11 protein-coding genes are annotated in these 12,432 nt (G+C 33.4%); all 11 read right to left on the bottom strand.

The window, feature by feature from the left end; all coding sequences use genetic code 11:
* Window positions 1-37 precede the first annotated feature (37 nt).
* The gene (gene mfd, locus ACYQ39_RS08565; RefSeq protein ID WP_459842135.1) at window positions 38-3,517 is read right to left on the bottom strand and encodes a transcription-repair coupling factor; all 3,480 of its coding nucleotides are present in this window, start codon (window positions 3,515-3,517) and stop codon (window positions 38-40) included.
* Window positions 3,518-3,631: 114 nt separating this feature from the next.
* Complete coding sequence (locus tag ACYQ39_RS08560) at window positions 3,632-3,856, bottom strand: anti-sigma-F factor Fin (RefSeq protein ID WP_459842133.1); 225 nt, start codon at window positions 3,854-3,856, stop codon at window positions 3,632-3,634.
* 645 nt (window positions 3,857-4,501) lie between these two features.
* The gene (pth, locus tag ACYQ39_RS08555; protein ID WP_459842131.1) at window positions 4,502-5,059 is read right to left on the bottom strand and encodes an aminoacyl-tRNA hydrolase; all 558 of its coding nucleotides are present in this window, start codon (window positions 5,057-5,059) and stop codon (window positions 4,502-4,504) included.
* Between the two features lie 60 nt (window positions 5,060-5,119).
* Complete coding sequence (locus ACYQ39_RS08550) at window positions 5,120-5,782, bottom strand: 50S ribosomal protein L25 (RefSeq protein ID WP_459842129.1); 663 nt, start codon at window positions 5,780-5,782, stop codon at window positions 5,120-5,122.
* Between the two features lie 62 nt (window positions 5,783-5,844).
* On the bottom strand, window positions 5,845-6,792 hold the full coding sequence (locus tag ACYQ39_RS08545; RefSeq protein WP_459842127.1) for a ribose-phosphate diphosphokinase: 948 nt from the start codon (window positions 6,790-6,792) through the stop codon (window positions 5,845-5,847).
* A 24-nt stretch (window positions 6,793-6,816) separates the two neighbouring features.
* Window positions 6,817-8,178 carry a bifunctional UDP-N-acetylglucosamine diphosphorylase/glucosamine-1-phosphate N-acetyltransferase GlmU gene (gene glmU, locus ACYQ39_RS08540; protein ID WP_459842125.1) on the bottom strand — a complete coding sequence of 454 codons (1,362 nt, stop codon included), beginning with the start codon at window positions 8,176-8,178 and terminating at the stop codon, window positions 6,817-6,819.
* Window positions 8,178-9,032: a hypothetical protein gene (locus ACYQ39_RS08535; protein ID WP_459842124.1), complete on the bottom strand. Its 855-nt coding sequence runs from the start codon at window positions 9,030-9,032 to the stop codon at window positions 8,178-8,180. Before ACYQ39_RS08535 ends, glmU begins: the two co-directional genes overlap by 1 nt.
* Window positions 9,033-9,409: 377 nt before the next feature.
* Window positions 9,410-9,811 (bottom strand): MerR family transcriptional regulator, encoded by a 402-nt coding sequence (locus ACYQ39_RS08530; RefSeq protein WP_459842122.1) that lies wholly within the window; start codon window positions 9,809-9,811, stop codon window positions 9,410-9,412.
* Window positions 9,812-9,835: 24 nt separating this feature from the next.
* Window positions 9,836-10,660: a pur operon repressor gene (gene purR / locus ACYQ39_RS08525; protein ID WP_459842120.1), complete on the bottom strand. Its 825-nt coding sequence runs from the start codon at window positions 10,658-10,660 to the stop codon at window positions 9,836-9,838.
* Between the two features lie 79 nt (window positions 10,661-10,739).
* On the bottom strand, window positions 10,740-11,495 hold the full coding sequence (locus ACYQ39_RS08520; protein ID WP_459842118.1) for an NTP transferase domain-containing protein: 756 nt from the start codon (window positions 11,493-11,495) through the stop codon (window positions 10,740-10,742).
* A 42-nt stretch (window positions 11,496-11,537) separates the two neighbouring features.
* A complete protein-coding gene (gene ispE, locus ACYQ39_RS08515) occupies window positions 11,538-12,407 on the bottom strand; it encodes a 4-(cytidine 5'-diphospho)-2-C-methyl-D-erythritol kinase (RefSeq protein ID WP_459842116.1) in 870 nt (289 codons plus the stop codon).
* Window positions 12,408-12,432 lie beyond the last annotated feature (25 nt).

The raw sequence follows: 12,432 nt of genomic DNA, 5'->3' as shown, positions 1-12,432 counted from the left end.
AAATTTTATTCTTTAAGATGCTAACTAATGTTAAAAATTAGGAGGTTAGCAGAACAAAAATGTTTTCTAGTAAATCAAGTTTCTCATTAACTGATAAATCCTTAACTGTAACTTTAATTTGAGGTTCTTTGCTAGCTACCACTTTAAGCTTAGAAAACTGTCTTCCCAACTTTAAAAAATCTTCTCCTTCTAGCTTAGTATCAACATCAAAAGTTATTTTAACCTGATTTTGTTTCTCAGTTATCTCTGTTACTAATAACTTTCGACCTGAAATTCTTAACTGAGCAACTGTTAACAATCTCTTAGTTGCAACTGGTAATTCACCAAATCTATCTACTAATTCTGTTGCTAAATCTTGTTTTTCTTCCTCGGTCTGTAAAGATTTAATCCGTTTATAAATCTCAATCTTCTGGTTAGAATCAATAACATAATCATCAGGTAAATAAGCATCTGCCTTCAATTCTATCTCAACCTCTTGTTCTTCCTCAACTTGATTCTGTAATCGCTTAATAGCAGTTTCAAGCAATTTACAATATAAAGAAAAACCAACTGCTTCAATATGTCCATGCTGCTCTGGTCCTAAAATATTACCGGCTCCTCTTATTTCTAAATCGCGCATAGCAATCTTAAAACCAGAACCTAAGCTAGTAAATTCTTTGATAGCCTTTAGTCTCTTCTCAGCTACTTCTGATAAGACTTCTCCTTCATCATATAATAAGTAAGCATAAGCAATCTTATTACTCCTACCTACTCGTCCCCGTAACTGATATAACTGAGATAATCCCATCTTATCAGCCTGATTAATAATGATAGTATTTACATTAGGAATATCCATTCCAGTTTCAATAATTGTTGTACAGACTAAAATATCATAGTTTCCTTCTAAGAAGTTCACCATTAATTCTTCTAACTTCACTTCACTCATTTGCCCATGTGCTATTGCAACCTCAGCATCAGGTACAAGCTTTTTGATTTTAGATGCTATCTTCTTAATATTTCTAACTCGATTATGGACTATATAAGCCTGTCCTCCACGATTTAATTCTCTTAACAAAGTCTCTTTAACTAATCCATTATCATATTCTCCTACATAAGTTCTGATCGGATATCTATTCTTAGGAGCCGTCTCAATAACACTAATGTCTCTAATACCTACTAATGACATATGCAAGGTACGTGGAATAGGAGTGGCTGTTAAAGTCAGAACATCAATATTCTCTTTTAGCCGCTTTAGACGCTCTTTCTGTTTAACACCAAAACGTTGCTCTTCATCAACAACTATTAAACCTAAATCATTAAATTTAATATCCTGAGATAACAATCGATGTGTTCCAATTACAATATCCACTCTTCCTGCCTCTAAATCTTCTATAATCTCTTTTTGTTGTCTTGCAGTCCTAAATCTACTCAACATAGCTATATTAATAGGATAGTCACTAAAACGATCAGTTAAATTATTCCAATGCTGCTGAGCCAAAATAGTAGTTGGTACTAAAAAAGCTATCTGCTTACCATCCATTACTGCTTTAAACATAGCCCGAATAGCAACTTCTGTCTTACCATATCCTACATCGCCACATAATAATCTATCCATTGGTTGTTTAGATTCCATATCTTCTTTAACTTCTTGAATAGCCTCTAACTGATCAGGAGTCTCCTGATAAGGAAAAGCGGCTTCGAATTTTTTCTGCCACTCTGTATCTTCACCAAAAGCATAGCCTGATGCTACTTCTCGTTTAGCATATAAATCTAATAGTTCTTCTGCCATATCTTCAACTGACTCTTTAACTTTAGCTTTAATCTTGGCCCAACTATCACTATCTAACTTGTGTAATTTAGGTTGCTTATCATCCATTCCTACATACTTTTGAATTAGATCAATCTGATCAGTTGGAACATATAATTTATCATCACTAGCATATTTAACTAATAAATAGTCTTCACTATTCCCTTGAACTTCTAACGTTTCAATTCCCAAATATTTTCCAATCCCATGATTCTCATGAACAACATAGTCACCTTCATTAAGCTCAGTAAAGGAAGATATTTTAGAACCTTGATCAAACTTCTTAATTCTTTTTCGTTGTCTCTTAGCCTGTTTAAATAGTTCACTAGTAGTATAAAAAACAAACTTAGACTCAGGAAAAACAAATCCTTTCTTTAGATTGCTAACTGTCAAAATAATATTCCGCGGCCTAATCTGATCTATAATATCCTCTATTACAACTGTAGGCAATCCATTCCCTTGTAATCTTTTCTGTAGCCTTTTAGCCTGCTTTAAATTAGATAGCCCAATTACAATTCTATAATCTTGCTCTAAATAATCCTGTAATTGCTTAGCCAATAAATCAAGTTGACCATGGACTGATTCAAGAGATTGAGCTGTAAAATCAATAGTAAAGTGAGAAGTAATATCCTCTAACCTCTTTTTGGTGGGAGACAAATAAAGGCTTGGTCGCTGGTCAATAAATAATAATTCATTGAACTCTTGAAAGTAATCTTGATAACTAGGCAATACCCTCCCTTGCTCTAATAAACTACTATAACGATCTTGGATAGATGTTAAAAATTTAATAGCTCGTTGCTTAATCTGTAGCCAATTATCAAAAACAGCTAATCCATCAGTATAATCGAGCAAAGTAGATGGTTGATAAAAATAAGATAGATACTGTCTTACTGCAGTAAAATCTACTCCTTCTTCTAACTGCTCTAAATCATGTTTAATCTTTTTATCTAATTTTTCTGCTGGTTGACCAGTTAACTGCTCTAATCTACCAGTAAAATCTTCCTGGAGTTTCTGTAAACCATTCTCTCTATCTCTAGGCAATAAAAATTCAGTTGCTGGAGAAATAGTAACTTCCTTTAATTGATCCTTAGACCGTTGACTGGCTACATCAAAATAACGAATTGACTCTACTTGATTCCCAAATAAGTCAAGACGTATAGGCTGGTCTAAAGTATAAGTGTAAATATCAATAATACCTCCACGAATACTGAATTGACCTCGCTGCTGTACTTGATCAACTCTTTCATAACCAGCTTGTACTAGTTCTGTACTGAAGTCACTAGTAATTATCTCCTGATCTAAACCGACTTTAATCAGCCGATCTTGATATACTTGTGGCGGAATAATAACTTCTAATAAAGCTTTAATTGGTGCAATAATTAACTTACCTTCTTCTTTTAATGCTCCTTCTAAAGCATTTAACCGTTCTATTTTAATTGTATCTTCAAGCTCTAATGGCTCATGAGGTAGAATTTCAAGTTGGGAAAATAATAATACCTCTTCTGAGTCTAGTAACCTAATTAAATCTTCGTAAATAGTATCAGCTTTCTGAGAATTAGCAGTAATAATTAATAATCCATCATCTATTTGAGAATATAAATTAGCCAAAAATAAACTTTTACCGCTACCTTCTAATCCAATTAATTCTCCATTTTGAGACTGTTGATAATAAGATACCAACTTATGTAACTTTTCTTCTTTATTTAATACTGATAATAAATTATTTCCCATCCTAATCTACTCCTTTAATAACTCAGGAAACAACTCAACTGAATTTATAGTTAAATTTAACTAAGACTTTTTCAAAGCAAAAAAAGGCCTCAGGTCAACTAAGGCCCTTTGAGTCTAATGTATCTGAAGGTTAGAAAGAGCTTGCTCCTTTATATAATTACCTTGAGCGCATTCATCACATACTACATTAACATAAGTATTATCTTCTTCTACTTCAATTATATCCTCTCGTTCTTCTGGCGTCAAGATATTAAATCCTAATGTTTCATCATCTATCTTAGATACATCTAACTGATCAATAACTTTTTCACACTCTGGACATTGATAAATCAGATTCATTCTTGAACCTCCTTACTTAGCACTTTTATTTATTATCATCACCAAGGTTTCTCTTAATATGTATAAGTTGTTCAACTATATCGAGATATTTCTTTACTTTTTAATAAAAAGTAGCTTAAAAAATTAGATTCAAAGGGGATTTCGGAACGGCCTATCAGCCTTCTTCCGAGTACCTTTTGTCAAAATACACCCCAAGAGTACTTCTTCATTTCATTCAGAGCGCAATTAGTAGTCTTTATCATTAATTCAATAATTTTAATCAGCTATATAGTTTAACAATAAATGAATTGAAGTAACTGACTATTTTTCATTTACATCTGATAAAACTACTAAAAAGGTACAAAAATATTTTTTAGAAAAACAAGTTATGCTTCCTACTCTTAAAAAAGCACTAGAGTATATTCAATACTCTTAATTTATATATTAACTACTATTTTTAATAAAAGGTCGCATTGTTTTTCTTATTTAAAATCAAAATCTTTTAAAAATAACAAAATTATTTTTAGTAAAGATACATCTTAGATTTTTATTGGTTTTGACCTTAACTGTACACTGTAAATTGTAAACTGTAAACTGCAGAAATATCTCGATATCATTTCACTTTCAAAAAAACAAAAAAGTCTGGGAAATTTCCCAGACTCATTCCTAATTATACTTATTCATTACTAGATTCAGGTCATCTTTATCTAAATATAATTTAACAGCTTCTCTAGCTTGGTCTAAAGTTTCATCAACTTGAGACCATTCATCCTTAGTAAAACGTCCCAATACATGATCAGTAACTGTTCCTTGTTCTGGTCGACCTATTCCAATTCTAATTCGTGAGAATTTCTTTTCTCCTAAACAAGCAAAAATAGACTTAAGTCCATTATGGCCCCCATGACCTCCTTTAGGTCTAATCCTAAGTTGACCTGGCTTTAAATCCAAATCATCATAAATAACTAATATATCCTCTATATCAATCTGATAATAACTAACTAACTTTTCTATTGCTTGACCACTTTTATTCATAAAAGTCTGTGGTTTAGCTAAAATAACAGTCTCGCCTGATACTTTAATCTTACCTACCATAGCCTTGTGTTCTTCGCAACTAATCCGAGTATGATAATAATCAGCTAATTTATCAACTACCATAAACCCAGCATTGTGGCGTGTTGACTGATATTTAGTACCTGGATTACCTAATCCAACAACTAATTTCATGATTCCACCTCCAATTAAAAAAGGCGTAATCTAAATGATTACGCCTTAAACTAACCTCAATTATTCTGCTACTTCTTCTTCCATTTCCTCTTCTTCTTCTTCGTCTACTTCACCAATAACTTCTGGTTCTTCTAATTCTTCCTCTTCTGTTTCTTCACCTGGTTCATCTAAGTCCAACTCGTCAGGAACAACTACAGTAGCAACAGTTTCACTTGGGCTACTTACTATTTCAATATCTTCTTCGACATCAATATCAGCCACACTTAGAGATTGTCCAACTTCTAATTCAGATACATCGACTACAACCTTAGAAGGAATATTAGCTGGTAAACATTCAATTTCAAGTTCTCTAAGTATCTGTTCTAGAACCCCACCTTCCTGTTGACCAACTGCTGGTCCATCAAGCTCAACAGGAACTTCAATAGTAACAGGTTCATCAAGAGAAATATGATGTAAGTCTACATGTAATAGACTACCTTTAATTACATCACGTTGAACATCCTTAACCATTACTGGCTGAGTACTACCATCATCTAAAGTCAAGTCAATAATCTTATTACCACCTGTCACCTCATTAAGCTCTTTAGCATCTAATTTTAAGCTAACTGGGTCACGATCTCTACCATATAATACACCTGGAACAAGTCCTTGTTCTCTTAATCGACGAGCTACACCGGAACCAGTTTTTTCTCTTACTTCAGCATCAAGTTCTAAACGATCCATCAATACCCTCTCCTTTTTCAATTTTTTCATAAATTATATTATAACATCTTTATATCCAACTATCAACGAAAGAGCACACTAACTGATAAATCATCATAAATTCGCTTAATTGCATTAGCTACTAATGATGATACAGACAAAACAGTTATTTTATCTAATTGCTTTTTCTCAGTTAATGGAATAGTATCAGTTACTACTAATTCACTAATTGGAGATTTTTCTATTCTATCAACTGCTGGACCAGAAAATAAAGGATGTGTACAAATAGCAAATATTTCTTTTGCTCCTCTTTCCTTTAAAGCAGAAGCAGCGTTAGTAATTGTTCCAGCAGTATCAATCATATCATCAACTAAGATTACATTTTTCCCCTCTATATCTCCAATAATATTCATCACTTCAGATACATTAGCCTCTGGCCTCCGCTTATCAATAATAGCCATTGAAGCATCTAACCGTTCAGAGAAGTCTCGTGCTCGCTTAACCCCACCAATATCCGGAGCTACAACAGCTAGATTATCAACTTCCTTCTCACTAAAATAGTCTCCTAAAATAGGAGCTCCTCGTAAATTGTCTACTGGTAGGTCGAAGAAACCTTGGATTTGACGAGCATGAAGATCAATTGCTACTACTCTATCTGCTCCAGCAGTAGTAATTAAATTAGCTACTAATTTAGCAGTAATAGGATCTCTGGCCTTAGCCTTTCTATCCTGTCGAGCATAACCATAATAAGGAACTATAGCAGTAACTACTTCTGCTGATGCTCTCTTTAAAGCATCAATCATAGTTAACAATTCCATTAAATTCTCATTTACTGGGGGACAAGTTGGTTGAACAACAAATACATGATCTCCTCTAACACTTTCATCAATTTCAACGCCAATTTCTCCATCACTAAAACGTCTTACTTTAGCATCAACTAATTCAGTACCTAAATCATCACATATCTTCTTAGCCAACTGTAAGTTTGAATTGCCAGCTAAGACCTTCAAGTTCATCCCACTTGATGTCATTAATATAAACCTCCTAATTTATAGTTAATCACCTTGATTAGTATCCTTATCCTTTGGCTTGGCTGGAACACCTACTACTGTCTGTTCTGATTCAACATCTTTAGTAACCACTGCTCCTGCTCCAGTAATAGCATTATCTCCTACTCTTACAGGCGCTATTAAAGTTGAATCACTACCTACAAATACATCATCTCCAATAATAGTTCTATGTTTTTCTTCTCCATCATAATTAGCTGTAATACTTCCAGCACCAATATTAGTATTCCGTCCAATTGTAGTATCACCAATATAGCTTAAATGAGGCACCTTAGATCCATCTCCAACTTCTGACTTCTTGACTTCTACAAAATCACCTATTTTAGCTTTACGTCCTACTTTAGTACCTGGCCTTAAGTAAGCATAAGGGCCAACTACTGTCTCAGCTCCAACTTTACTTTCAATAACTGTTGAAGATTCAATCTCCACACCGCTACCAATCGTGGAATCAATTATTCTACTACGTGGCCCAACTATAACTTCACTCCCTAGCTTTGTATCTCCTTCTAAAAATGTAAAAGGATATATAATACTATCTTGACCAATTTCTACTTCACTATCTATGTAAGTATTCTCTGGATCAATAATAGTAACTCCTTCTTCTAGATGTCGATTACAGACTCTAGTTCTTAAGATTGATTCAGCTTTAGCCAAATGAGCTCTAGTATTAACTCCTACAGTCTCTCTTCTATCTGGAGCTACTACTGCAGTAACTAACTCTTCCTGCTGAGCTAAAATCCCAGCTACATCAGTTAAATAATACTCGCCTTGAGCATTATCACAGGTTAAATTATCTAAAGCCTTCCATAATAACTGACTATCAAAACAACAGATACCTGTATTAATCTCATCAATCTTTGCTTCTTCTGTAGTCGTATCTTTATCCTCTACAATCTTGACTACTTTACCAGACTGATCACGAACAATCCGCCCGTAACCACTAGGATCATCTACTTTAGCAGTCAAAATTGTAGCTGCTGCTGACTCCTCCTGATGCGTTGTAACTAGTTTTTGCAAAGTATCAGCAGTCAATAATGGAGTATCACCATACATTACTAGAATAGTACCTTCAAAATCAGCTAGCTGATCCTGAGCTTGCATTACTGCATGACCAGTTCCTAGCTGTTCTTCTTGGATTACAAAATCTAAGTCTCCTTCTGTTTCACTCTCTACTTGCTTAGCCTTATAACCTACTACTACCATATTATGTAATGGTTCTAATTCTTCAGCAGTATCCACTGCATGCTGCACCATACTCTTACCAGCAACTTTATGTAACACCTTAGGTAGCTTTGATTTCATTCTAGTACCTTTTCCAGCTGCCAAAGTAACTACTGCTAACTTCGACATCAATTATCCCCCTTTAAAGAAATCGATTGAAACTCTATTAGACTCCAAACATCAGACCTGATAATCTGATCTATATCTAAGCTAGGCTCTACATCTGGCAGCTCACCAGTCATAAAATAATCTCTAGCATAGATAGGATAAATGGCATCTTTAATTCCATACTTAATAAATAAATCTAAATCTTGATAAGCATTAAATAAACCTACTGTTCCATCAGAAAATATCTTTTCAATAATCTGATCAAGACTAGCTCCACCAATAATATTGGATACATTGCTCTGCCTTACCATCTGTAAAGTATCATCATAATTATGTAGAACAGGTAATTTATTATTATATCCTTTTTCTAAGACAGTAATATCACAATTGAAATTATGACCTACAAAGATATCGGGCTGAATATCCTGAATTATCTCTTTTAATAGATCAATTCCTTCTTTAATTTCTACTGCAGGAGCCAGTTCTGAATTAGTAAAAATAAGACCTACTCTCCACTGCTTACCATTATATGCAGCATACTGAATTGAATCTAAATCACTCCATAAATATTCAGTATCTACACACATAATAGTTTCTGCTGTAGGCTTATTACTTAGATCTAAATTAAACTTTGGGTCAGTTAAACGCTGATATGTCTTATCCAATTCATCTAATTGGCATAAAATTTTAGAGTTCTTATTCTTAATCTTTAATATTTTAGCAATCTCATCCAAAGAGGCCGCTTTAAAATCAGATTCAGTAGGAAATCTACTCAACATTCGCTTTAGCCTTTTTCCTCGACCTAAAATAACAGCCAATTTATGTTCATACAACTCAACGTTATATAAGTCATCTGTATCCAGATAAATCTTCATAATGGCCCCTTCCTTAAGCTCCATTTTTAAATCCAACAAACTTAAAAACAAAACAATGGAGCAATTCTCCATTGCTATAAAAGAGCCAATACTTTTTTATAATAATGTTGTTTTCTGTAGTAAAACCTGCTAAATCAAATGTATTATAACAAACAGTCAAGTTGAAGTCAAAATTATTATATCCAAGACTAACATTAATCATGCATACTTTATACTAGAGAAAATAATTTTGATTATAAAAGTAAAATCTAATTAATATTTAGAACACAAAAACTGTAAGGATCTAGTTTTTTAATTTAAAGGTTTTGAATTCCTACAATTAAAATAAATGTCTATCAAAAAATAGAACCCCCGTTTTTAATTACGGGAGTCTTACTCTAATCTGTATCTTCTCCACCTAATACTTCATATAACTGAGCCCTATCTGATACTGGATAAAGAGAGGTCAATCCACTTTGCTGCCCACGACTAAATTTATTTAAAGGTCTTCCATCATAAGCTGGGCTAGTATCATCTTCTTTTTTTTCATTTTTCTTATGCTGTATAGAACTTAACTTCTTTTTAACTCCAGCTATATTCAGACCTTCTTCTAGTAGATCTTTTATCCTTTTTAATCGTTTGATATCCTGCTCAGAATAAATCCTTTGGTTTCCTTCAGTTCTTGCTGGTTCGATCAACTGACACTCTTCATAATAACGAATCTGTCTTCCTGTTAGACCAGTCTTCTTTTTGACTACTCCAATAGAATAAATTGGAGTAGTATCTTTTACATCTGACATCCTATCCCCCCTTTTTTCTATTAATTAACCCAAACCATCTATCCAAGAACTAGGCTTAACAACAATCTCCTGTTTAATTCTATCTACTTCCTCTAATACCACTAAAGATGTATAATTATCAACTAATTTATCCTCTGGAATAGCAGTTTCAACTAATACTCCTATTTCTTCTACTTCAGCTTTAAATTCAGCCATTAAATCTAACATCCCTTTAGCTGTTCCTCCAGCTTTCATAAAATCATCAATAATTATTACTTTAGACCCTTCTGGTAAAGCCCTACGAGCTAAAGACATTGTTTCTATCTTTTGTGAAGAACCTGTTACATAGTTAATACTAACTACTGATCCTTCAGTAACTCTGCTGTCTCGTCTAATACTAACTAATGGTAAATTCAAAGCTCGAGCCACCATTAGAGCAATTGGAATACCCTTTGTTTCCATAGTAATTATATAATCAGATTCTACATCAGAAAATTTAGTAGCAAATATTTTACCGATATCAGACATCAAATCTGGATTAAAGATCAAATCAGTCATATATATATAACCACCAGGTAAAATTCTGTCAGAATCAGAAAGTTCCTTACAAACATCAGATACTGTATCTTGGATATCACTTTCTCCTTTACTAGGAATAAAACGTACTCCTCCAGCAGCACCAGACACAGTCTCTACTTTCCCCATCTCTTCTTGAGCAAATACTTCTTTAATAATCGCTAAATCCTCACTAATTGTTGATTTAGCAGCATCAAATCGTTTAGTAAAACAATTTAATGAAATTAACTTATACGGATTATCAGTTAATATCTTAGTTACAGCTACAATTCTTTCACTTCGTCGCATCTTCATCTTTTAGAACCGACACTCCTTCCGAATATTCTTTCCAAAAAAAGGGGTCATTCTTTGGTTTAATCATATCATTAAATTATTAATTTGTAAATTGCAAAGAGTTATAATAGACTTCTTCTATTAAATCCAACTGATGTACTTCATCGATATCAAAACCAACTTCTGGATAAGAGAGAATTATCCCTTGACCAGAATAACCAAATAATTCGTTAATTCTTTCTTCTACTTCTGTTAGACACAGAGTGCCAGTCCAAAATTTAAAGATAAACTTTAATCCTAATAACCGAACTAGTCGCCAAGGTTTCTTTCTAAATTCTAAAACTTTAATTAATTCTTCCTCTAGCTCTAAGAGAATCTTCCGATTAAGTAAAAACAGATTACCTCCTGTAAAAGTACCTTCTTCTAATTTAAAGTATGTCTTCTTAGCTTGAGGAAACATTTCTTCTAAATCTACTTTGGGGATTATTGGATAATAAAAAGCATTGTTTACATTCTTACATTGGGCTAAAAAAGAGTCAATAGCCTCTGTAGTAAGTAAAGGAATATCTGATGTTATCAGTAAAACATAGGGACTATTTGCTGTCTGTAAACCAAATTTAATATTTTCTAGCAATGAATCTTGATCTGGTACTAAAATATCTATTCCCTGTTGCTTTAACTCTGATGGGCCAACTCCTATAATTTTATCCATTAAAGCAACCTGCTGTAATGTCTCAATTATATACTTAACCATAGGTTGGCCCCCCACCTCAATTAGAGCTTCATACTGTTGATTACTTACTGAACTAAACTTACCTGTATTTTTAGCACCAGCTAGAATAATGGCGTCTAGCATCTTTGCCCCTCCTTTATTAATTACAGGACAATTTACTTAAAACTATATTCCTTCTATTCCTTGATCAACTGTCTTAGCCACTAAAACTCGGTGATCAGTAGTTAATTCCTGCTCTATTTTTTCTTTTACCTTCTTAACCTCTTCTTTCCTCTCTACAAAGCCTAAAATAGTTGGCCCGCTACCAGACATCAAAACTTTATCAGCCCATTGATTCATTTTATCCTTTAATTTAGCTACCTCAGGATATAACTGTAAAGTAGCATTCTCTAATACATTATCCATATTAGAAACTACTTCTATTTTATCTTCTCTTTTCAAGGCATTAATAACTTTTTCAGTCTGTGGATGATCTGTAATATCTGATAAAGGTAAGTTCTGATAGACTTGTGCCGTAGAAACTTCTAGTGGAGGATTGACTACTACTAAATATAATTCAGAAACAGCTGGCAACTTCTCAAGATCTGTACCAGTTCCTGTAGCCAGTTGTGTTCCTCCTTCAATACAAAAAGGTACATCTGCTCCTAACTTAGCACCTCTAATGGCTAATTCTTCTTTACTTAATCCTAAATCCCAAAGTTGATTGATAGCTACTAAAGTAGCAGCAGCATTAGTACTACCACCTGCTAAGCCTGCTGCTAGAGGTATCTGTTTATCAATTCTAATCTTTATTCCACTTGTTGGATTAAATTCATCAAACAATAATTCAGCAGCCTGATAAACTAAATTGTTCTTTCCAGTAGGAAGATAAGGATGATTAGTTTCAATCTCTATTCCTGTATCAATCTGAGAGAATGATAATCGATCATATAAATCAATAGTCTGCATAATCATTTCTACTTCATGATAACCATCCTCTCGTTTACCTAATACATCTAAAGTTAAGTTGATTTTAGCATATGCCTTTAAGTCCACTTCTAGTCACCTCAAAACTATATAT

This window comes from Halanaerocella petrolearia (assembly GCF_054657875.1).
The sequence above is the reverse complement of the archived record's forward strand: the minus strand, read 5'-3'. Positions and strand labels throughout refer to the sequence as shown.

Coding starts and splice junctions, on each gene's coding strand:
- mfd (WP_459842135.1), bottom strand. CDS start 3,517: ATGGGAAATAATTTATTATCAGTATTAAATAAAGAAGAAAAGTTACAT.
- ACYQ39_RS08560 (WP_459842133.1), bottom strand. CDS start 3,856: ATGAATCTGATTTATCAATGTCCAGAGTGTGAAAAAGTTATTGATCAG.
- pth (WP_459842131.1), bottom strand. CDS start 5,059: ATGAAATTAGTTGTTGGATTAGGTAATCCAGGTACTAAATATCAGTCA.
- ACYQ39_RS08550 (WP_459842129.1), bottom strand. CDS start 5,782: ATGGATCGTTTAGAACTTGATGCTGAAGTAAGAGAAAAAACTGGTTCC.
- ACYQ39_RS08545 (WP_459842127.1), bottom strand. CDS start 6,792: ATGACATCAAGTGGGATGAACTTGAAGGTCTTAGCTGGCAATTCAAAC.
- glmU (WP_459842125.1), bottom strand. CDS start 8,178: ATGTCGAAGTTAGCAGTAGTTACTTTGGCAGCTGGAAAAGGTACTAGA.
- ACYQ39_RS08535 (WP_459842124.1), bottom strand. CDS start 9,032: ATGAAGATTTATCTGGATACAGATGACTTATATAACGTTGAGTTGTAT.
- ACYQ39_RS08530 (WP_459842122.1), bottom strand. CDS start 9,811: ATGTCAGATGTAAAAGATACTACTCCAATTTATTCTATTGGAGTAGTC.
- purR (WP_459842120.1), bottom strand. CDS start 10,660: ATGAAGATGCGACGAAGTGAAAGAATTGTAGCTGTAACTAAGATATTA.
- ACYQ39_RS08520 (WP_459842118.1), bottom strand. CDS start 11,495: ATGCTAGACGCCATTATTCTAGCTGGTGCTAAAAATACAGGTAAGTTT.